Origin of the sequence: Lactobacillus sp. ESL0684 (assembly GCF_029392675.1) — a bacterium.
Lineage (GTDB): Bacteria > Bacillota > Bacilli > Lactobacillales > Lactobacillaceae > Lactobacillus.
This window is the reverse complement of sequence record NZ_CP113941.1, coordinates 370,201-392,051: the sequence shown is the minus strand read 5'-3', so window position 1 is coordinate 392,051 and position 21,851 is coordinate 370,201. Positions and strand designations below refer to the sequence as shown.

Genomic DNA, 21,851 nt, shown 5'->3' with positions numbered 1-21,851 from the left:
ATAATTAATTAACAATGAATGTATTATAGCAAAAAAGGCAAATCAATGCTGATTTGCCTTTGATTTCTTATTAAAATCATTACAATCTTAGTTAAGCGTCAAGCTGAGATGATATTCCGTATTACTGTCACCAGCAAGAAGCTTGTCATCTTGAACAGCGCAAACGCATCCGTCACCGACTTGCAAATTCAGTTGCGGTGACGTTAATTCTAATTTAAGCTCATCCTGCGTTAATTCTACATTTTCCATGATTGGTTCAATCTGCCAATCTACAAGCTGATCTAATACCAGTTTTAAAGAAAATGGCATCTGCTTATGCGAATTGTTTTGTACATAGCATTTTACTGCTATCCGGTTTCCTTCAAGTTGATAAGTCAAAATTACTTCAAAATGATACGGAAACTGCTTATAGCTAGCAGTATCATCGATTAAAGCAAAACTGACTTGTGTATCTCCCTTATCAATTATCGTCCAGGGCAATGAACTCGCCAAATTATCTTTTTGCTCATTTTCAGCAAAAAAAATCGCAAGCTTACTTTGGTTAATTCCATTTTTGAAATAATCACGCTGATTGTTAGGTGAAATCACACTAACCAGTTCTGCCCCCTGCTCATCAATCGACAGTCGTAAAAGAGAATTTTCAATTGTCTGCATAATTCACTCCAAACTTTTTCCCATTTAAAAATAGCACTCAAACCCTAACTCTGTCAATTTTGATTAAAACTAGCAATTTGGACAATCAGAGAAACTTTCCTAAGTGAGTATCAATTGTAGTGCCACCAAGTTATACTCGTTTAATAACTTTTGAGTTAAATTGATAGTCAAAATCAGTTCAATATAATATAATTAGTTTGTTCGCGAGAATTATAATAATTGATTTTTGGAACAAGTTAATACAAAAAGTACCTCAGTTTCTGAGGTGCTTTTTTGTTTAAATTCGATAATTTATTCGATCACGCGCTGCTTCAGTCAAGTCAGCTGATACTGGTGCCACAAAAGAGCCATCATCTGCAAGCTCAATATCATCAATTGCAGTAATTTTAGGCAATTGTGCTTTATTGTATAACCTACTTGCCAACGTATCAGCAGCCATTTTAAGTGATTCTCTCAAGCCTTGTCCTTCAGTAATCGCGCCCTTAACATCAGGAAAGCTAATTACATACACATCATCTTCCAATGGTTTAAAAATGGCAGGGTAGGTAACAATTCTATGGTCCATTCAACAATCCTCCTTGTTTACGCTATCATTTCTCCTATAGTAATCATATACCTAAAAGTGCGAAATGTAACAATAAATCATTAAAAAATTAGTTTTAGTAAAACAGCGCCAAAATGTTAACATCTAAATCAAAATCAACATTTTATTTTTATTCAGCTTAAAAAATTTATAAATATTATCATGCTGATTTAATCTTAAATATCAAAAAAGCAATCATCAAAATTTAATTTAAGATTGCTTAATTTTTATTGTTGATATTCTACTAAAGTTTGACAAAGCAAACGACCAACTGACTGCAAAAAGGTTACTGCCTGGCTTCTTTTGCCAGTGGCATATTTAGTCATTACCACACAGTCAAGCCAAGCATCACCGAGATAAAAACGTGCAGCATCATGGTCATACCCAAGTAATTCACCAGTTTTATTGTACGTTTTAATTTTAGTATATTCACCAATATTAACTGGCCAAACCAATTTATCATGACTCATTTGATGGTGCAGACTTACCTGCACGGTTTGTCCATATTCATCTTGATAATCAAAACAAGCTGCTAATAATTGCGCTATGCTTTTAGCAGTTGCCAGATTCTCGCCATTAACTGCTGGTGCCATCAAGCGCCGCTGCAGTAATACTTGAGGATAATTTTGGTTAAGCCATGCCTGAATTTTAGCTAATTGCCAAGTCGATAATAACGCATTGGTAGCAGTATTATCTGACTGAATTAACATCAGCTGTAACAGGTCTTTTACCGTATATGTCTGCGGTGAAAGTAATTGCAGCGTTCCGGCACCACCAACAATATCTGCTGGTAATAAAGTAACTTTTTCTGTTAATAATTCTGGCTTTTTAAGAGCTATTTGTTGCCCATATTCAGCAATGCCTAATTTGATCAGGCTTGCACATGGCCATAGCTGACTAGAATTAATTGCAACTTCCATTCCCCATGAACTAGATAGGTAAAGTTGATAATCAATCCGTGGTTGTAATTTAGTAACTTCTTGTTTAAAATCCGACATTATTTTATCCGTAATTCTGATCCATTTAATATCAGTCCCTCAGGAACTTCTTTAGTCATATAAACAGAGTCAAGATCCGCAAACTTCACATTCTCATGACTTGCCGCAAAGGCAATTGCCGCTTGAATACTATTGGTTGGCTCAATCATGCAGCCAATCATACAAGAAATCCCAGAAGCAGCACAAATATCATTAATTTTTTCAGCTTCAGACAAGCCACCAGTTTTCATTAGTTTGATGTTCACGTAATCTACTGCATGTTCACTGCATAAGCGTATTACATCTTGATAAGAAAAGGCACTCTCATCCGCCATAATTGGCAAAATATGTAACTGCGTTAATTCCTTTAAACCTGCAATATCATTGGCCACTAACGGCTGTTCAACAAATTCAATTGGTAAATTGGCATTAGCTAGTTCACGCAATGCTTGAGCAGCTTCCATCCGGCTCCAGCCTTGATTAGCATCAAGCCGCAGCTTAATCTGTGGCCCTACAGCTTTACTGATTGTTGCAATTAAATGCAAGTCCGCCGCAATCCCATTAGAACCAACTTTGATTTTTAATGTAGTAAAACCTTGCTTAACAAACTCTTGGGCAGCCGCGACCATTTGATCAAGTGGCTTAATTCCCAAAGTCATATCAGTAGTTACCGCAGCCTGCCTACCGCCAAGCAATTTAACTAAACTAGTCTGATAAGTCTGACAACGTAGATCGTATAAGGCAAATTCAACAGCAGCCTTAGCCGGTTGATTATCTTGAATCGCGTTTTTTAAAATTGCTAAATTGCTAGACCAATCCTCAAATTCACAACCAATTAAGCTGGGAATGATAACATCTTCTAATACTGCTCGACTACTTGCTAAAGTGTCACCAGTTACCACCTCATTGGGAGTACCTGTACCAACCCCAATTAATCCATTAGCCAATGTGACCTTTACCTGAACTGCTTGAGCAGCAGTGACAGTATGACGAGCCGTTGTAAATGGAGTTTTTAGCGGTAAACTTACTATTCCTACTGTTATTTCAGTGATTTTTGTCATTGATTCCACTCTCTCTTACGTCCAAAAAAGGCTTGTAATAGTTGCCTTCTAGTATGCACAAAGCCTTTATTAGTTCTAGTCGGATAAATTCGATTAGTCAAACAAACAAAGCCAGTGTGCTTTTGACGATCAAATGCAATTGATGTGCCAGTAAATCCGGTATGCCAGTATTGCTCATCATGACTCCAACGTTGCCAACCAAGAGTACGTGCACCAACATCATACTTTGCCAGCAAATCGAAAGCCGCTTGCGGCATTACCTGTTCATTAGGTGTTAATCCGCTTAAAACACGGGTAAATTTAGTCAAATCAGTTAGCGTACCAAACAAACCTGCATGACCACTAACACCATTAAGTAAATGTGCCTTATAATCATGCGCCTCGCCCTGAACTAGACCGCGTTCTTCCTGATATTCAGTTGGCACACAAAGGCTAGTGGCAATATGTAACTCTGGTTGATAGAAGGTATGTGCCATATTCAATGGTTTAAACACATGCTCTGTAATACTTTCTAATACATCACCATCAACTTGAGCAATAATCCAACCTAATAAAATAAAGTTTAGATCTGAATATTCCGTTTTAGTCCCCGGGGTTACTTGCGGTAAACTTGCCAAAACCTGTTCTTGTAGCTCAACTGACGTTAATTCATGTACATTAGGCAAATCGGCAACTAGCCCTGTTCGATGCAACAACAATTGCTCAATAGTTAATTCCTTAGCTGCTGCTTTAGGCAAAAACATACCTAAAGTATCAGTTAAATTAATCCGTCCGTTAACAAGTAATTGTAAACATCTGGTAGTAGTCGCAATCACTTTAGTTAACGAAGCAAGATCATAATATAAATCAGGGCTCACGGGCTGATGCTGTTCGCCTTTACCCGTAAAGCCCCAATATGTATATTGATTCTGTTGCTGACTAATTAAACTAAAGCTGACACCATAAATTTCTTGCTTAGCAATAGAGTCCTTTAATTCAGTTGCAATTACTTGCTCCTGCATAACTATTTTTCCTCAAGAAAAGTTGCAATTGAAGCATCTGATTCGTTAGGAACCATCTGGGCTGTAATCTTGATCCCCTGATCCAGCAGACGATTAATTGTCGCAACATCATCTGGTGTCAAATTGACTGACTTTTTAATTGCCTTCGAGCCTTCTTTTTCAGAGATATTACCCACATTGAAGTTAGTAATCGGTGCTCCGCCATCAATTAGGGCAGCCATATCAGCAATGTTTCTAGTGATAACAAAAACTTTGTCATTAGTGTATTTAGCTCCCGGTTGTAAATTAATAATGGCCTTTTCAATACTAGAAATAGCCAATTTTTTACCTGCTGGACGAGCCATCTTTAAAGCAGAAATTTGTAAATCATCATGAACTACTTTATCATTAGCAACCATTAAACGATCAGCACCAACAGTATTGGTCCATACTGTTGCGACTTGACCGTGGATCATTCGCTCGTCTACACGAGCTGCTACTACTGTCATCCTCTTACCTCCAGATTAAAATAGATTAGCAATAAAGCTGCAAATAGGTTGTAAATTACCCAGGACCAAGCCTAATGCAATCAAAACAAAAATCAACTTCGTTGAAGTCATCTTTTTCTTACCTAAAATCCAATAGGAAAATAGTGCAATTAATAGTGGCAATAATCCTGGCATAATCTGATCAAGCATATCTTGCACATTCATCGAAACTTTACCAACCTTATAAGTTAGGTCAAGCTTGTAATTAATTACTGAAGGAATCATCCCGCCAACAACTGTTAATCCCAGAATTGACGCTCCTTCAGTGAACAGTGACATCTTATCTGAAAAGGTTGTCGCAACCTTGCGCCCTTCCTTTAAACCAATCATGAATAGTTGCCAACGTGTCCAAGTCATAGCCAAAAACCCAATAATTGGCACAAGTAGACCAATCCATTGACCTGCTAAAGCTAGATACGCTGCAATTGAATAAATAATCGCGTTATAAATCGCAATAAAAACAGTATCACCAACACCAGCAAATGGTCCCATTAATCCGGTTTTTAATCCAGTAATGGCTTCTTCACTTTCATCAGTTAATCCCAGCTCGTCTTGCATCGCAATATCTGCACCAACGATAATATGACTCATCTGAGGAGTAGTATTAAAGAAAGCAGTTTCCATCTTTAATGCTCGCGTCATCTTCTCTTTGTCATCTTTGTATAATTTTTTCAAAGCTGGAATAACGGAATAAGCATATCCTAGTCCTTCCATTCTTTCATAATTCCAGCCTAATTGAATTCCTAACCAAGTATGTACAAAGACTTTGCGAATATCTTTTTTATTCAAATGTTTTAAATTTAATTTAGACATCGATGTCAACCTCCCCATCACTAGAACCTGTTGTTACCGCTTCTGATGTACCAGTTGCAGGCTCGGGTGATGCCGAATTTTTAGTAGCATTGGTAACGTGAATTGCAGCTAAAGCCAAACCAACTAGGGCTACACCGAGTAAGGAAAAGCTCTTAGCAAAGTACGCCATCAACACAAAGCCAATGATAAAATATGCAAAATACTTCTTAATAGGTAGATAACGTAACAAAATCGCAATTCCCATTGCTGGCAAAATAATTCCGGCAGTCTTCAAGCCGTTCATCAGCCATTGCGGAATCCAAGCATTAATTGCCTTAACTACAGCTGAACCGAAATAAAGCCCAACAAAAACCGGAATTGCACGTGACAGTGTCCACGGTAAGATACCTAGCAAGTTAGCCCTTTCAACACCTTTATAGTCACCTTTATCTGCATACTTATCCGCTAAACTCTGAAAGTATGAGTTAGTCAATCGACCCAAGATATCCATCTGTGTCAACAATAAACCGATCGGAATCGCCAAGCCAATTCCATATGCAACACCGCGATGCGCAATAATCGCAAACGCCGTTCCCATAACAGAACCTGATAAAAAGTCAGGTACAGTTGCTCCGCCGTATGTTCCAACACCTAAAGTTGTTAGTTGCAACGTACCGCCAATTAACAAACCTGTTTTCAAGTCACCCATTAACAAACCAGTTACTGCACCAGCAAATACAGGTGAATACAGGCCGATCTTACCGGCCAAGGAATCTAATTGGGCAATTGCAACATATAATGTCAAGCAAATTAAAGTTACCCATGATATTGCCATTTTAATTCTCCTTCGATCTTTAAATTTATGTAAAACTATTTTTACTAATATCTTAGTATATCAGAAAAAAACTGATAAAAATATTTTTGATAAAAATAAAGAGACACAAATAATTATTTTCAACCATTCGTGTCCCTTGTTTTTTTGAGTAGAATTACTTCAATTTCTCGTTGACATCTGCAATGCCATCTTTGGCCATTGAAATTAATTGTGCCTTATTTAATCCGTTGCCCATCATCGATTGATTAGCAAACTCAATAATTAATGGCAAGTTAATCCCACTAATTACCTGAATATTAGGATATTTAGCCAGCAATCTGATTACCACATTAGAAGGAGTCCCACCTAATAAATCAACAGCTACCACTGTCTCTTCATCCTCAGTTTGATTCAAAAATTCTTCAGCAGCACTTTGCAAATCATCAGGACCCTGATCTGGGTTAAGACCAATTGCTTGTACATTGTCAAGTTCACCCATGATTAGCTCTGCACTACCTAGAGCTGCCTTAGCCATTTGTCCATGGCTCATTAATAACATCCGCATACTTTCACATTCCTTTCAATTACAAGTTTTTCAAACATACCAATTTTAGCATTAAATATTGTCGGTAGACAAATTTTTGTCGATATCAAAATAGTTAGTTTTCTTTTCTAAATAAACGCCAACCACTCAAAATCACAGTAATTGCACATATGATGATTGAAATTAAGAAAACCACGTGCATCCCAAAAATAAAAATTTCTGGTTCTTTAGGTAAATAACCCGTTACTCGCGTTCCCTTAGCATGGCTCATTGCAGCAAACAAGACAGTAGTCGCACTTGAGATCCCAATTACCATCCCAAGATTTCGTGACAGCGAATTAATACTACCTGCAACACCCAAGTCCTTTTGCTTAACCGAACTCATAACTAGCGAATTATTAGGAGAACTGAAAATTCCACTACCTAACCCCATAATCGCAATACAGCTGATAAATAGCCAAATTGATGAATTCAAATCACAGAAGAAATAGCCAATCTGACTAATCAGCATTAAAACTAGACCAATAAATGTAATTAGTTTAGAACCAATCTTGTCAGAAGCCGTCCCAGCAACCGGAGCGACAAATAGTTGCACAACTGGCATAATCATTAAAATATATCCTGTTGTACTAGGAGCTAAATGACGCGCATTTTCTAAATAAAATGGCGTAACTACATTAAAGAAGAAATTTGTAATAAAAATTAACAGGGCACATAGTAAACTAATCGAAAAGTCTAAGTTCTTAAATAAACCAAAGCGTAGTAGCGGATTAGCAGTATGATTCTCAAGGTAAACAAACCAAACAAAACTAGCAACACCAGCGATTAACATCAAAATAACTGGTAAAGCACTAAATCCCAACTGTTGTCCTAAAAAGATGCCGCCAAACAGCGTAACCATTCCTAAAGCAAAGCTAAAAGTTCCTAGCTTATCAAGTGATGTTTTAGCAAATGTAATATCTTTAGGTAAAACAATAGCACCAATAATTGCTGCAATTATTCCGACTGGCACATTCAACCAAAAAATATACGACCAAGATAGCTGGCTTAAGATTACTCCGCCTAGTCCAGGACCAGCGATCGAACCCAAAGCTACGAATGAACCAATCGTCCCCAAAGCCCTACCACGTTCTGTTGAAGGAAAAATTTCTGTAATTATTCCATTATTGGTAGCCATCGTCATGGCGGCACCAACTGCTTGAATTGCTCGCGCAACTAGCAGAAAGACCAAGTTTACTTTAATTCCTGATAATAGCGAACCAGTAATAAAGAAAATTGCCCCTAAACGAAAGATTTTGATTTTTCCATGTAAATCACTTAGCTTACCAAAAAATAAAATTAAGCTACAAACAACAATCAAATATAGCGATGAAACCCATTCAGACTGACTCATCGTGATACCTAGATCGCGACTAATTACTGGCAATGCAATATTGACAATCGTACCGTCAAGCGTTGACATGAAAGTAAACAAACCAACTGCAACCAAAATCCACCAACGATTTTTTTGCACCTTAGTGTCAGCTTGATAACTTAAATTCTGTGCCATTATTATCTCCCTCTTTCAATTTTATAAAATTCAAAGAATTTATCACGTAACTATGACACACAAATTATACACTTTATTTCATCTTTTAAAATGGCTTTTTAGTAAATTAATCTGTAAATAGCAACACAAGCAAAATACACGATTCAAAAAATCAAACCGTGTATTTAATTAGCTATTTTTCAATAAACTGATAGCAAAAACTTTCTAGCTTCTTTGGGCGTTTTTGCACTAAATAATTGCTCAATATCCCCACTACCAACAATATCAACTAGTTGTTCCAAAGCCCGCTCATGCTCACGATTTAATCCAGGTGATAAAACAAAAATACATTTTACCCAGACACTTTGATCGCGCGCCTTTATTTCTAATGGCATATCTAATCGAACAAGAGATAACCCAACTGCGCGACTACTATCACTAGGAGCAGCGTGGGCTAAAAATATATTATTTGCAATTAACATGTATGGACCATATTTCTTAATCAGTTTAATAATCTCTTGAAGATACGAATTAGCAATGACTCCATCTTGCTCAAGTATTTGACAACCTATTTGTAAAGCTTCTTCCCAAGAAAGACTTGGTTTATTCTTCAAAAACTTAATATGATTAGTTGGTAATAAACTTGCCAAACTCGGTAAATCAAATTGATTATTTCTATTATTTTCTGGAAAAATAAATCTATCTAAATTTGAACGCAAGCCATTTTCATCTTTTACATCTGCATATTCATTAATAATAGTCACTAGTCTGTCTACCGCACCTGCGTTATGTTCAATTTGCCGCGGCATATTTTCACGCAAAAATTTTTCAATAATATTCTGATCATGCTTAGTCAAGACTGCCTTGACATTTACAACCGGAATAGGATAAGTTGCAGTATTCAAACTAGCGGTACTAATTATTAACTTTGCCTGGTAATTATAGTTAAATACTTTGGGGATATCACGTATCTCTAGTGGCAGTGAAAACTTAATCAGTGGATATAATTTAGTTAATTCATAATACAACATTGCTGAAGTACCGATGCCACTAGAACATACTACTAGAACTTCTGCCAGTGAAGCCCTTTTTACCTTATCTGTATTAGACAGATCTTGATAATCCTGGTTGTTTGCCGAGCCAAAATAAAGACAGATCAATGCTATCTCATCACTTGGTAATTTCTTATGTAAATATTGTTCAAGCGGTACACAAGCAATTGCCGTAAATTTAATTAATTCTGGATATTGTCGCTTAATTTCATTAACTTCATTTGAAGTAAACGGAATTCCAAATTTTACTCGAAAAAATGTCGCATATAAATGATTACACAAGACTTTGGTGAAAATTTTATAAGAAATTTGTTGTTCTGTTAATTGCTCATATCTAAAAATCATTTCTTGAGCAATATGATTTAAATCATCGTACAACTTTTTATTAACGCACCCAACTTCTGTGGCTTGTGAACAAAGAATAACTTTACTTAAAAAAGTAACTTCACCTTTAGAATAACTTTCCCCAACAAATAAATTCAAAATTTCTGTGCAAGTTGGTAATACAGTCGAAGTATTAGTGTCGATCCAATAATAGTCTGCATCATCTCGCAGACTATTATCATTTACAATTCGCCATTTGCTAAAGACCAACAAATAAGTTAATAGCTTAATTGAATTTTCAGAAAAATTCATCTGTAATTGCTGTTGAGAATTTAGAATTATTTGTTTAGCTTTTATCAATGAAAAGTCTAGCTGTTCAATAAACCTAAGAACCAACTTATTATCATGTATTAATAATTCATAAATAGTAGTTCTAATATCGATTTCATTGCCTGTAATCTTATGTCCTAAGCGTGAACTCGTAATAGTCAATTGTGGGAAACTTTTTTTAATAATTTTAAAGTCACTAATGACTGTATTACGAGAACAATCAAACATTGTCGCGAATTTATTAATTGAAACATTATCATTCTTATTAATTAAAAATAAGATAATTGCTGTTTGTCGCTCATCAGAACTTAAATCCTTGTGTGAATATTCAGTCAAGTTAGGCAATATCTCAGAGTCTGATGTTAACTGCAGCTTGGTTCGATCTGATATTTTATATCCATAGTGTGATACATTAATAATCTTATCTAAATTATTCTCCTGTAAAAGCTGATTAATCATACTTAACCAATTAAAGGCAGTTCTGCGTGAAATATTAAAGTTTGCCATAATTTCATTTAGACTAACAAAATCAGGTGCCTTTATTAAGTAATCTAACAGTTTCTTCACATTTAATAATTTAGTAGATTGCTTTTTTATCACACTAATCACCCTTCTTATTTCTTAAAATTGTTTAGAAGTTCAAATCCTTAATGATCTCATCAATTACTTGATCAATCCCAATATTAGTTAGCAATGCAAGTCCATTAACAACTGGTACTTTAACCTCATCATTGTCATATTGGGTAGTTGTAATAACTAAGTCATAATCAGAAGACAGCGATTGAACCTGTGCAACTGAGGATTGCCCTAATGTATATTGCTCTTCAGTAATTCCGCGCTTTTTTAATTCTTCTTGTAACTTATTCATTGCGGATGTACTAGTAACAACTCCAGCACCACAAGCAACTAAAATCTTTTTCATAATAATTATCTCCTTATTCTTTTTGATATAAACTTAAAATTATTTTTTATCTTCATCACTAGTCAATTGTTGCTCTCCAGCAATAATTTTGCTTCTATTCCACCAACATAGTCCGACGATTAAAATGAGTCCAATGGCATAAGCAAAGATTTTATACGGTGCAATCTGTACAATTAACCAAGGAAATGGATTTGAACCGTAATCAATACTAGAGATAAGTGAGGAACCTTTAGGAATTGCAAAGTGAGCTGCACGAGCACATTTAGTGACTAACGGTGCCAAATTAGTGCCAATCCATAGTCCTAAAACCACATTAACTGCACCAATGATAAATGATCTAAAGAAATCACCATGAGTAACCGAAACAATTAATGGAAACATGAAAACAAACCCTACTAGCCCAATCGTTGGTAAAAACTTGTTTCCTGGTAAAATAAACGCAAATAGCAAGGCTACTGGAATCATCAACGTTGCACAAGCTAGAACAACCGGACTACCAATTCCAACCGCAGTGTCCATACCAATATAAATTTTTCTTTTACCAGAGAACTTCTTTTGGGTAAAAGATTGAATTGCATCAGACACAGGAACCACACCTTGCAAAAGTAATGCAGCCATCTTAGGGGTAATAATCATGACAGCGGATAGAGTTACACCCATCAGCATTATCTTTCCTAATTTAGTGGCAATTGTCATTCCTGGAATAAAACCATAAGCTAAAACACCAATGATAATACCAATCGCAAAACCCAACAGTGTTGGTTCTCCCCATGAACCAAACTTCTTATTAAAGTCTTTGGCATCCATATGAATTTTATTAATACCTGGAATTTTATCAATAATCCAATTGATTACTAATGCGATTGGCACAAATGAACCTGCATAGCCATGTGGCACCGAAATTCCTGGTAATCCTAAATACTTTTCAGAAAGTGGCGCAGTTCGATCGGCAATTACCATAATAACAATCATGTTCACACTAGCTAAAAACAAGCTAAGTACAATGTCTTTAGTCAGAGCATAAACAAGCGAGCCACTAAACGCGAAATGCCAAAAATCCCAAATATCAACATCAATTGTTGAAGTAGTTTTAGTGACTAACATCAATAAATTAATTGCAATTCCTAACGGAATCATACTAACTCCAACTGCTGTGCCATAGGCTATTGCTGAGGCAGATGGCCAACCTACATCAATCACTTCTAAATTTAAATGCATTACCTGAATCATGTTTTTGATTGCAGGATTCATAACATCGGTTAGAATCGAAACTGTTGCATTTAATCCAATAAATCCTATTCCGACCATTAACCCGCCACGTAGAGCCTTAGTAAAAGGTACACGAACGCACAGTCCAAATATCAACATAATGATGGGAATTAAAACAGTTGGCCCCAGACCAACAATGTACATGATAAAATCGATAATTGATTTCATAACAAGTCCTCCTAACTATTCAATATATTTTGAAATACTTTTATAAAGCTGCGCACTATTGTTAATTAGGCACAAGCTGCTTAGTAGCTCTTGATTTTGAAACAGCGCCATTAATTTTTGTAACATTTTAACTTGGCTATGTGGATTTTTCAGTGCAAGCATAACCACTATCTGTACATCCAAGCATTCATCAGTCACAGCCATATTATGAAACTTAACTGGATGTGCTAAAGTAGCAAAAGTAATTGCAGCCTCATTGACATACTGAACATCGGTATGCGGAATAGCGACGGCTACTTTGCCGCTAGGCAATCCAGTGGGATGAACTCTTTCACGATCTTTAACTGCTTGTTCAAAAGTGCTCTTAACTTTTTTAGTATCCATTAAGTGATCAGCTAGATAATGAATGATTTCATCAGAAGTTTTAACTTCGACTTGTGCAAAAACTAAATCTGGACTTAAAATTTCCATTTATTCACCTCCTCAAATCCTATTTATCACACAATTAATTTAAGCATTAAAAAAAGCGCTTTATAAGTCACAGAGATTAACTAAATTTAGTGCACTTAATTGACTACTAGTCTTACTTATGTTTAGCATGAGTTTTTGATGCTGCATTAGTTTGCCCATAATACGCATTCTGACCATGCTTGCGATAATAATGTTTATCTAGTAAGTATTGGGGCAATTGACTATCTGCCCTAGTTAATTGCAAAGTGTGATAATCTTCTTGAGCTACAACTTCTAAAACCTTGGCATTATAAACTGCTTTTGCTGGATCTTCTCCCCAACAAAACGGCCCATGTTGACTAACTAGTGCTCCTGGCGTTGCTGCATAATCAAGACCACGCTCTTGAAAAGTTCTAACAATTGCCTTCCCAGTATTAACTTCATAATCTTCTGTAATCTCTGCCTCAGTTAAAGCATCCGCTGCTGGAATAGCATTATAAAAGGTATCGGCATGTGTCGTGTTCATCGCTGGAATATCCATTTTGGCAGCCGCAAACGAGACAGCCCAAGGTGAATGCGTGTGAACTATCCCACCAATTTGGGGAAATTCGTTATATAAAACCGTGTGCGTTGGTGTATCACTGGAAGGATTAAGCTCACCTTCAACAACCTCACCTTTTAAGTTCACCACTACCAAGTCGGCCGGCTTCAGTTCTTCGTATGCAACACCTGATGGTTTAATCACAAACAAGCCACTGGCACGATCAATTCCCGACACATTTCCCCAAGTAAAAGTCACTAAATCTAGTTTTGGCAATTGCATATTAGCTTGGTAAACTTCCTCTTTTAACTTTTCTAGCATACTAATTCATCCTTTCTAAACTTATAATAGTCATTCAATCATTAGTTGAACCGAACCATAAGACAAGTATTGATAATATTTTTAGTGCAATCGTTTAACTAAATTAAAGAATTATAGAAGCTTTTAAGTAATCCCTAGCTTACTTTGTTTACTAAAATTCTGTATACAAAAAATCCAGTTCAGAAACTCTAATCTCTGAACTGGATTTTTTTATATATTAAATAGCTATTATTTTCTTGGATCGGACGTCAACTTGATAAAAGCATTGATAACACTCAGGCCAATTGAAATTACCAACGCCCAACCTAAAAAGCCATGCGGTGTATTATGTGTCAAGATTGGCTGCGTAAACAAAGTTTGCCGTTTTATCGCCACGATAAGTAACACTAACGTAATCAGCCAACTAAGCGTAGTTAATCTACTAAACAGTTTAGCCACCATTATTCTACCTCTAATTCTTTATTAGTTTTAAATTTGTAAATTAGGACCATACTTAAAATTAAATTGACTAGCAATTCTAAAACTACACACTGGACATCAGACAATGGTAACAAATCTTCCCAACAAGTATTAAAAAACCATGCGTTAAAATCATTAGCAAAATGTAGCAACATTGGCAAAAGCAGGTTTTGACTACGTAAATATAGCGCTCCATAAAGAAAGCCACCTCCGGCAGCCGATATTACTTGCAACATAAGTTCTTGAAGATTTGGTTGATCATTCAAAATGACATGCCCTAAACCAAAAATAATAGAGGTAATTAGCAAAGCCCAAAAAACTCCCAATTTTTGTTGCTTCATTCGCCTAACTAATGCAACTAAAACAATACCTCTAAACCAAAGTTCCTCAAAAATTGCTGGACCAAAGGTAAAACATAGATTAGACAAGTCAGTAGCGTTAAAACCAATCTTAGTCGTCGTAATACCATATACTTCGCTTAAAAGAGCAAAAAGACCAATTATAATGACTTCAGGCGACCAGCGCCAGTTGCCAAAATCCAATGGCTCCTTCAACCACTTTTTATTTAACCAAAGCAAAAACCAGACAGCAACAATATATCTTAAAACTGTAAAGGGCGGCGCCAAACTTTTTATTAAAGATACAGCCGTGGTCCTACTTATCCTTGCCAAACGATATACTACGGTAGCAACTAAACTAGGTGCTAGAAAATTAATAAGAATAGCAATTATGACAAACGCCAATTCTATTACGATTGTAAATAAAATCGGTGACCAGATACTCTCATTATTAAATTTTATTTTTTTCATTCTTTTCCTCCAATATTATATAATAATATTATTAACTAATAATCACTTTTTGTAAACACCAACATAAACCCAATTATTTCTTGCATACCAAAAGACTACTGCCATGCAGTAGTCTTTCAGCAAGTATATTTGTTGTTTAAAAATTATAATGACCAGAAATACTAGTCATTACGCACTAATAATTTTTGCTACTCTTAGAAAATAAACTGCTTTGTAGTTTCTTTCCTTACTAATCTAACTTGCTATCATTCTCACCTTCTCTCACAAATCGATTATAATTTATAAGCTGTATCACTTACTTAGTACAATACTATGTCATAGCTAACTTGTCAATAATATTGGTAGCAACTTTATTCTTAAAGATTAGCGTTAGTAAGACAATATCAAGTAGTGACACTTACCTCAATCCAGCCACTCATTTATCTAAATAAGCTCCAACATAAAAAGCCTTGCATTTCGCAAGACTTTTTTGTATTGACTATTACTACTAACCATTATCATTGACTTGCAGTTCTCGATTAACTTTAGCGCGACCATCTTGATAATTAAACACAAAGCCAGGTTGAACATTAAACAGGTAGACGTTAAAGTCCAAACTACCATCAGTTGCGACAGCTTGCAAATTAATTCCGCGTGCCATTAATTCCTGACCTCGAAAAATTGGTGTTGCCTGATAAATCACTCGCTTGTTAGCACGCAAAGCTGACCTAACTTTACTTTCAAAGACTGTCTGAATTTTTTGATTAGCAAAAGCTGACTGAGTAAACAAGTTCTTGGGATTGTTCTGATCACCCGATTGATTATCAGGATTGTAATTACCACTCTGATCAATCCCAGCCGATACCGAATAAGCAATCAGATGTCCCCGATTGTATACTTGCGTCTTACCACGATGATTATAATGCCAAGCTGTTGGTTCCACATACTGCCGTACTCTTAAGTCACCGCTAGCAACGTTACGTTTCTCCAGAAAAGCAGTATTTGAATGAGATGTGCGATTCAGACTATCTAAGTCGGCATAGATCACCCGATTGACCTTCCAAGCATTTTTAATCAAAGTGGACTTATTCGCATTAACTGTAATGTATGCATCCCCGCCACTCTTAAAGTCTAATTTAGCTAATTTATCATAATCTTTTTGTGCCAAACCGCCATAGGCTGTTGTTGCTGGTTTAGCATGATCAATTTTGCTTGAAGTAGAACTTTGACCTGTAAATTGCTTTAGAAAATGACTGCCGTTAGGATCACTGCCACCTTTAGTTGATATCAGCCAAATTGCCGCAATCATAATAACTACAACTGACCAGAAGTTACTATTATCTTTGCGTTTGCTACGTCTTCTTTTCTTACGCGCCATTGCATTCTCCCCTTAATTAAACTCAATTAAGTATAACTAATCGAACTTCAGTTTGCAAGATGGCAAATAAAAAGTGCCATTTTATAATGACACTTAGTTTACTTTCTAGCCCATTCATCAAGCATATTTAAAAAATACTTTTCAGATAACCGCTTAATTTTACTACCTGTTTGCTGATAATTCTCCACCTGTTTTCTAAGTGGATCATTTCTGTCAAAAAACGTGTGATCGTCCACAATCAAATAATCAGTATCAGCTGTTAACTCAAGTTGTGCTTGACCACCCAAGTTATTAACCATTTGGCAAGCTTCTGAGTTATCCATTGCTAGATTGGGTGCAAAAGTGATTTTTTTATTTTTAACTGGATTACGAAAACCAATCTGCTCGTTAGTCAAAGTTTCCGCCAATAAGTCAAAATTCTTAAGCTGCTGCTTCGTTTGAGCAAGTAAATCAGGGGTAAAATGCAAGCGAAAATCATCGTAAACCTTTTTGGTATCAAGGGAATCAGCTAAACCGTGATGCTGCTCAGTCTGAGCAATCCCAGCACGCTGAATACAATCAAGCAAACGATTGCGCTGGCGTGGATAATAATTACGAGCAAAGCGCAAAACATCAACATAATCATTATTTAATTCTGATAAATTAAACTTTTGCGTTAGGTCATATAAAAAATTTAGGTCAAAGTTAACATTATAGCCAATGATGATATCTGACCCAATAAAAGTGCGAAATTCAGTCATAGCAGTTTTTACCGGAATACCTTCAGCAAGTAACTGGTCTTCCGTAATCCCATTAAGTTTGGTAATCGCACTTGGTACATGATTAGACCGTGGATAATAGACTAGCTGATTATACTGATCAACCACTTCACCGCCGCGAACTTTAATTGCACCTAGCTCAGTCACATGATCACGATATGGACTAAGGCCTGTTGTTTCAATATCTAGCAAAGTATAATCGGACAGAAACTCTGGTCGTTCACGCCCTTTACCCCGTAATTTATCTTGGGCACCTGACACTTGCAGGACACCGTTAGTTATCGTAATACTCATTTTATTGCTCTACTTTTCTGCTAAACTTTTAATTAATGTCGCGCTATCTGCATTAACAGCTGCACTGCGATCCTGAATCACTTCGGGTAACTCATCTTGCGAAAAATCGGCTGCTACATATGACCACTGAGGAAATTGTTCAACTAAACTAACCAGTGGGGTGAACAACTGAGGGCTAGCTTCATCAACACCTAATTCTAGAACAGTGACCTTTTTATCTTCATTACCTGTTAGAAACCAACGAAAACGACTATTAGCATCACTTTCTGGATAAAAATGATTATTAAGTGGCAAATGCAGTTCCAATGGCTGCTGGCAAACTTCACATTTAGGCACTAACTCTGCTGACAAATCATGATTTTTTGCTGCTTGGATAAAAGTTTGCACCACCTGCTGATCATCATGTAAGCCATGATTAATGCCACTCGAACATTGCATCTCAGACCAGTTGCCAACTACATTGAAAATACGGTTACCATTAAAATCAGCTCGCTCAAAGAAATCTGCAAAAGTTGTTGTCGCGATAAAATACTTTTTTCTTCCTATTATATAATGCAAATCTTGCATTGTTTGACTAGGTTGATAATTCAGAGTGTATTCTTGAATTAGTTGACTCCATAACAGCCACTGTTCTTGCCAAGAAGGGAACTTATATTCTAAAGCCTCCTGCACATTTGTTACACCGTATTTTTGCACCACAGTTGCAAAGTTATTTTGGAAGTCTTTTTTATCCAAAATATCTAGGCCTTCAATCTGCGCTAGCCCATTACCAGCCGTCACAATAACAACTTCTGCATCAGCAATCAGCTGCTTAGCTTGTTTTAAATTTTCCATTTATACCTATTTTCTATTTTTGATATCCTGTAAAGGAAAGTTTCCCATCATTAAAGTCAGCTAGAAAAACATCGCTGACATTATTAAAACCGGCCTTTTTGACTTCTTGCGTAATCCAGTCTTCATCCTTGTGCATTAATTCCAGTACATCTTGGTTGACCTGACCATCATTTATCACCGGAAACCGCACATTAGTCTCATCATTCCGAATAACCGTTAACTGGCCATTCTTTTCAAAAATACAGTTCTTAACCTTTTCAACCGAATAAATCCCCTGACTGCGCAACTTAAACATTAATTCATTGGCTGAAATCCCAGCAGACAGACAGTTTCTAACCAGAACTTTGCCATTCTTAATTACTTGAATTGGATCGCCATCAATTACCTTACGTACTAGGTTACTATGCTCACGAGCAAACTTCAGGATAAAGACTACTAAAGTCCAGACTACCAATACTAGCAAAAATTGCAAGACCGAAACATCAGCATTATAAATAACTCCACCGATAATGCCACCAAGAACGTAGTTTTGTAATTGATCCAAAGCGGTAGTAGGAGCTAAGTTGCTTTTACCAAAAACATTGATCTGAAAAATCAGAGTTAAAACACCAAGTGCAAATTTAATAAAAAGTTGTGTATAGTTCATACTATTCTCCTACTTTTGAATCTTAACTTTATGATCAATTACATAGGCTTGAGTCAAAGTATAACTATTATTATCATCATTAAGATTTAATTGATAATCAATATTCTTTGAATCAATCCGGACAATAATGCCATCTTTTAAGGTAGTTGAATTGACCAATACATCAGATTTAGGCACTCCTTGATCACGCGCAATCGATTTAATAAACGGCACAATTTGTACTGATTGCGATTTAACTAAATTAGTTTGCACATACTTTTCATATTGCGTTCCAGCAAATACTAACAAAAATAATAACGCGATAATTCCTAAATCACGATACCGGGTATCAAAACGGTGCCGCAAATATAACAACGTAAACACGAATACAGTTAATGCTGCTGCAGCAATCAAGACATACAGAATAGTTTTATTAGTATTTTGATTCTGCTCAATATACTTCAGTGTATAAAAATTCATCAGCTTGTCACCTCGAATAAAAACAACTTTTTTATAATTGAATCTATATAAACAAGTATAACAAAAAGTAGTTAGACTAGATCTAACTACTGCTTAGGATTATTTAATTTTCTGAAGCGGCTGATGAAGTATCTGGTTCTGGCTTCGCTTCCTCTTTTACTTGTTCCGCCTTAGTTGAAGCTCCCGTTGAACTATCTGGATCAGAATTACGGCGATAAGTTGCGCCAGTTGTAGCATCAGGGTCAACTACCAACTTTTGTCCAGTAGTTTCACAGAAGTATTTAACTAGTGGATATAAATCTTGAACCCATTCATAAATACCCGCATAGTTTCCTTCATCGTCTTCCATTCGCTTATAATAATGCAAGACCAGTTCTTCTAAATTACCAGTTGGTACTGGCATATAAACTGCTTCATGACCATCTGCTTTAGTCCGTAAAGCGTGCACCACCTTTTTAGCATTAGGGATAACATCGCGAATATCTGGATGAATATCTTTCATAGTATCGCCAACTTGTTCGGGAACTCGCTTAGCCTTCATTTTGGCATTCGGATCAACCGGACGGTTATACCACAAGAACTGATTATTCTCATCAACAAAAGTCAATTCGCCAATTGTATTGCGCAACATCCAATTGAGCTGGTTAACGGTCATCAGACCACTATCGAGTTTCACATAATCATCGCCACTAGCCGCGTGAGTCTTTTCTGCCGCCTTATCAAGCCAATCTGGATCTTCCTTGTTCAATCCATCAACCGTATAGCGACCATTACCTTGGGCTTCAAAGTCTTCTTTTAAGTATTCAGCTTTATCCATATTTTGTAGCCATTCAGGTTCTGCCATAATTTACCTCCAATATCCAATTCAAATAGTAATAATCAAATTATAGCAAGTAACCGCTTAATAAGCAATTAGCAACATCAAAATCGCTTAATACCGCTGTAGATATTGACCATAAAATCCAAAACTATTTTTATTTCACGCTATGAGCTAAAATAGTAGTTAATAGTTTAAAAAGGAGCAAACAATGAAAACTGGTACTAAAATTATTACTTTAGATAATGGCTATCATCTATGGACTAATACCCAAGGTGATGGCGACATCCACTTATTAGCACTGCATGGTGGTCCTGGCGGCAATCATGAATATTGGGAAGATACTGCTGAACAACTAAAAAAGCAAGGTTTGAATGTACAAGTTACGATGTACGACCAGCTTGGCTCACTTTATTCTGACCAACCAGATTACGACGATCCGGCCATTGCCAAAAAATATCTAACTTACGAATACTTCTTAGATGAAGTAGACGAAGTACGTGCAAAACTTGGTTTAGACAATATTTATCTTATCGGTCAAAGTTGGGGTGGCCTCCTAGTCCAAGAATACGCGGTTAAATATGGTCAGCATCTTAAGGGCGCAATTATTTCTTCCATGGTCGATGAAATTGACGAATACGTTGCCTCGGTTAATCGCCGCCGCCAAGAAGTATTGCCACAAACTGAAATCGACTTTATGCACGAATGTGAAGCAAACAATAATTATGACAATCAACGCTACCAAGATGATGTTCAAATTCTCAACATCAACTTCGTTGATCGCAAGCAGCCTTCTAAACTTTATCATCTAGGCGATATTGGTGGTTCAGCTGTTTACAATGCTTTTCAGGGTGATAATGAATTTGTAATTACTGGTAAGTTAAAGGACTGGCACTTTAGAGATCAGCTAGACAAGATTACTGCTCCAACTTTAATTACCTTTGGCGAAAATGAAACTATGCCAATCGCTACTGCTAAAACAATGCAGCAACTAATTCCTAATTCCCGATTGGTAACCACTCCAAATGGTGGTCATCATCATATGGTAGATAATCCTGACGTCTATTACAAACACCTAGCCGACTTTATTAAACAAGTCGAAACCGGCACTTTCAAAGGAGAATAAGCAAAAAAAGGACTGACCTTGACTTAAAAATCAAGGTCAGCCCTTTTTTGCTGTTATAACTCTGTATTCTTGCGCTGTCTTTCATATTGTTGCAGTGCCGTTAAAACCTGTGGCCATTCGCGTTTAGGCAAGATTAATTGTAATTTATTATGATAAATTGGAAAGTCGCTAGTTTTCATGCCCGTAATCTTCGCTAATTCTTGATCTGACAAGTGGTATTCGTAAACAATTCGCTTAATCTCAACTGACGCATGCCCGCGAAACCACGATAAACAGAAAAAGCATAATGCAAAAATTCCCGCTATTAAAATTGTTAATGTTAAGTTCCAATGAAAATTACGCCAGCAAATAAAAAACACTGCAATAAAGGCTATTAAAGCTGATATTAGACCATAAATCATCGGAAAAAAACTTCGTTTTTGCATAGCTGCCCC

At 36.3% G+C, this 21,851-nt stretch carries 25 protein-coding genes; 1 reads left to right on the top strand and 24 read right to left on the bottom strand.

The features are described 5' to 3' along the window. Positions 1 to 87: 87 nt before the first annotated feature. The 23 genes from OZX56_RS01865 to OZX56_RS01755 all read right to left on the bottom strand — a co-directional run bounded on the left by OZX56_RS01865 (position 88) and on the right by OZX56_RS01755 (position 20,318). Positions 88 to 654, bottom strand: a complete 567-nt coding sequence (locus OZX56_RS01865) for an aldose epimerase (protein WP_277139979.1) — start codon at positions 652 to 654, stop codon at positions 88 to 90. A gap of 277 nt (positions 655 to 931) precedes the next feature. Further along, positions 932 to 1,219, bottom strand: coding sequence for a type II toxin-antitoxin system HicB family antitoxin (locus OZX56_RS01860; RefSeq protein ID WP_277126938.1), 288 nt, complete (start codon positions 1,217 to 1,219; stop codon positions 932 to 934). Positions 1,220 to 1,464: 245 nt separating this feature from the next. After that, on the bottom strand, positions 1,465 to 2,235 hold the full coding sequence (locus tag OZX56_RS01855; RefSeq protein WP_277139978.1) for a serine hydrolase: 771 nt from the start codon (positions 2,233 to 2,235) through the stop codon (positions 1,465 to 1,467). Then, positions 2,235 to 3,275, bottom strand: a complete 1,041-nt coding sequence (locus OZX56_RS01850; RefSeq protein WP_277139977.1) for a dipeptide epimerase — start codon at positions 3,273 to 3,275, stop codon at positions 2,235 to 2,237. Before OZX56_RS01850 ends, OZX56_RS01855 begins: the two co-directional genes overlap by 1 nt. Next, positions 3,272 to 4,276, bottom strand: a complete 1,005-nt coding sequence (locus tag OZX56_RS01845; RefSeq protein WP_277139976.1) for a serine hydrolase domain-containing protein — start codon at positions 4,274 to 4,276, stop codon at positions 3,272 to 3,274. Before OZX56_RS01845 ends, OZX56_RS01850 begins: the two co-directional genes overlap by 4 nt. A gap of 2 nt (positions 4,277 to 4,278) precedes the next feature. After that, the gene (locus OZX56_RS01840) at positions 4,279 to 4,764 is read right to left on the bottom strand and encodes a PTS sugar transporter subunit IIB (RefSeq protein WP_277126942.1); all 486 of its coding nucleotides are present in this window, start codon (positions 4,762 to 4,764) and stop codon (positions 4,279 to 4,281) included. Between the two features lie 15 nt (positions 4,765 to 4,779). Then, a complete protein-coding gene (locus tag OZX56_RS01835; protein WP_277126943.1) occupies positions 4,780 to 5,616 on the bottom strand; it encodes a PTS system mannose/fructose/sorbose family transporter subunit IID in 837 nt (278 codons plus the stop codon). Then, positions 5,609 to 6,430 carry a PTS sugar transporter subunit IIC gene (locus OZX56_RS01830; RefSeq protein WP_277126944.1) on the bottom strand — a complete coding sequence of 274 codons (822 nt, stop codon included), beginning with the start codon at positions 6,428 to 6,430 and terminating at the stop codon, positions 5,609 to 5,611. Before OZX56_RS01830 ends, OZX56_RS01835 begins: the two co-directional genes overlap by 8 nt. Positions 6,431 to 6,584: 154 nt before the next feature. Continuing rightward, on the bottom strand, positions 6,585 to 6,974 hold the full coding sequence (locus OZX56_RS01825; RefSeq protein ID WP_277139975.1) for a PTS sugar transporter subunit IIA: 390 nt from the start codon (positions 6,972 to 6,974) through the stop codon (positions 6,585 to 6,587). Positions 6,975 to 7,068: 94 nt separating this feature from the next. Then, positions 7,069 to 8,502: an MFS transporter gene (locus OZX56_RS01820; protein WP_277139974.1), complete on the bottom strand. Its 1,434-nt coding sequence runs from the start codon at positions 8,500 to 8,502 to the stop codon at positions 7,069 to 7,071. Between the two features lie 179 nt (positions 8,503 to 8,681). Beyond that, positions 8,682 to 10,754: a PTS sugar transporter subunit IIA gene (locus OZX56_RS01815; protein WP_277139973.1), complete on the bottom strand. Its 2,073-nt coding sequence runs from the start codon at positions 10,752 to 10,754 to the stop codon at positions 8,682 to 8,684. 64 nt (positions 10,755 to 10,818) lie between these two features. Then, positions 10,819 to 11,109 (bottom strand): PTS sugar transporter subunit IIB, encoded by a 291-nt coding sequence (locus OZX56_RS01810; RefSeq protein ID WP_277126948.1) that lies wholly within the window; start codon positions 11,107 to 11,109, stop codon positions 10,819 to 10,821. A 39-nt stretch (positions 11,110 to 11,148) separates the two neighbouring features. After that, positions 11,149 to 12,546: a PTS transporter subunit IIC gene (locus tag OZX56_RS01805; protein ID WP_277139972.1), complete on the bottom strand. Its 1,398-nt coding sequence runs from the start codon at positions 12,544 to 12,546 to the stop codon at positions 11,149 to 11,151. 15 nt (positions 12,547 to 12,561) lie between these two features. Then, on the bottom strand, positions 12,562 to 13,017 hold the full coding sequence (locus OZX56_RS01800) for a PTS sugar transporter subunit IIA (protein ID WP_277126950.1): 456 nt from the start codon (positions 13,015 to 13,017) through the stop codon (positions 12,562 to 12,564). A gap of 112 nt (positions 13,018 to 13,129) precedes the next feature. Further along, complete coding sequence (locus OZX56_RS01795) at positions 13,130 to 13,858, bottom strand: L-ribulose-5-phosphate 4-epimerase (RefSeq protein WP_277139971.1); 729 nt, start codon at positions 13,856 to 13,858, stop codon at positions 13,130 to 13,132. 228 nt (positions 13,859 to 14,086) lie between these two features. Further along, positions 14,087 to 14,299, bottom strand: coding sequence for a hypothetical protein (locus tag OZX56_RS01790; protein ID WP_277139970.1), 213 nt, complete (start codon positions 14,297 to 14,299; stop codon positions 14,087 to 14,089). Beyond that, positions 14,299 to 15,126: a type II CAAX endopeptidase family protein gene (locus tag OZX56_RS01785; protein ID WP_277139969.1), complete on the bottom strand. Its 828-nt coding sequence runs from the start codon at positions 15,124 to 15,126 to the stop codon at positions 14,299 to 14,301. Before OZX56_RS01785 ends, OZX56_RS01790 begins: the two co-directional genes overlap by 1 nt. 487 nt (positions 15,127 to 15,613) lie before the next feature. Next, positions 15,614 to 16,483, bottom strand: coding sequence for a DNA/RNA non-specific endonuclease (locus OZX56_RS01780; protein WP_277126955.1), 870 nt, complete (start codon positions 16,481 to 16,483; stop codon positions 15,614 to 15,616). 98 nt (positions 16,484 to 16,581) lie between these two features. Beyond that, the gene (locus OZX56_RS01775; RefSeq protein ID WP_277139968.1) at positions 16,582 to 17,535 is read right to left on the bottom strand and encodes an exonuclease domain-containing protein; all 954 of its coding nucleotides are present in this window, start codon (positions 17,533 to 17,535) and stop codon (positions 16,582 to 16,584) included. A gap of 9 nt (positions 17,536 to 17,544) precedes the next feature. Further along, positions 17,545 to 18,369 (bottom strand): Sir2 family NAD-dependent protein deacetylase, encoded by an 825-nt coding sequence (locus tag OZX56_RS01770; protein ID WP_277139967.1) that lies wholly within the window; start codon positions 18,367 to 18,369, stop codon positions 17,545 to 17,547. Positions 18,370 to 18,382: 13 nt separating this feature from the next. Then, entirely contained in the window at positions 18,383 to 19,015 is a 633-nt protein-coding gene (locus tag OZX56_RS01765) for a DUF421 domain-containing protein (protein ID WP_277139966.1), read from the bottom strand. A gap of 9 nt (positions 19,016 to 19,024) precedes the next feature. Further along, positions 19,025 to 19,474: a DUF3290 domain-containing protein gene (locus OZX56_RS01760; RefSeq protein ID WP_277126959.1), complete on the bottom strand. Its 450-nt coding sequence runs from the start codon at positions 19,472 to 19,474 to the stop codon at positions 19,025 to 19,027. A 103-nt stretch (positions 19,475 to 19,577) separates the two neighbouring features. Continuing rightward, positions 19,578 to 20,318, bottom strand: coding sequence for a PAS domain-containing protein (locus tag OZX56_RS01755; protein WP_277139965.1), 741 nt, complete (start codon positions 20,316 to 20,318; stop codon positions 19,578 to 19,580). 184 nt (positions 20,319 to 20,502) lie between these two features. Between OZX56_RS01755 and OZX56_RS01750 the strand changes: the two genes are divergently transcribed. After that, complete coding sequence (locus OZX56_RS01750; protein WP_277139964.1) at positions 20,503 to 21,417, top strand: proline-specific peptidase family protein; 915 nt, start codon at positions 20,503 to 20,505, stop codon at positions 21,415 to 21,417. Positions 21,418 to 21,470: 53 nt separating this feature from the next. Here OZX56_RS01750 and OZX56_RS01745 read toward each other — a convergent pair whose 3' ends face one another. Then, positions 21,471 to 21,842 carry a hypothetical protein gene (locus OZX56_RS01745; RefSeq protein ID WP_277139963.1) on the bottom strand — a complete coding sequence of 124 codons (372 nt, stop codon included), beginning with the start codon at positions 21,840 to 21,842 and terminating at the stop codon, positions 21,471 to 21,473. Between the last annotated feature and the right edge of the window lie 9 nt (positions 21,843 to 21,851).